Source organism: Burkholderia sp. SIMBA_051 (assembly GCF_046534915.1).
In the GTDB taxonomy this organism is placed as follows: Bacteria; Pseudomonadota; Gammaproteobacteria; order Burkholderiales; family Burkholderiaceae; genus Burkholderia; species Burkholderia ambifaria.
On record NZ_JAWRXS010000315.1, the window covers coordinates 1 to 269 of the forward strand.

Genomic DNA, 269 nt, shown 5'->3' on the forward strand with positions numbered 1-269 from the left:
GGTGGATTTTCGCGGCCACGCCGAACTGTCCGCTCCGCTTCGGGCCAGCGCGGATCTGAGCCATGGCTCCATCTGGGTCGGCACCGAACTGGCGGTCTACGAAGACATCGCGCCGTTGCTGATCGAGGTCGATGACCTGACGCGCTTCGAACTGTGGCGCGGTCCCGGCGAGCCGCGTACCTCGGAATTGCTGCGCCTGCTGAAGCGGCTGCACCAAAGCGATAGCGGCGCGTATGCGCTGATCCATCTGGTGTCGCCATTGCCGCTGG

1 pseudogene is annotated in these 269 nt (G+C 65.4%); it reads left to right on the forward strand.

The window, feature by feature from the left end:
• Positions 1-269 (forward strand): annotated as a pseudogene (locus tag SB771_RS34680) (DUF4123 domain-containing protein); the annotation flags it as partial.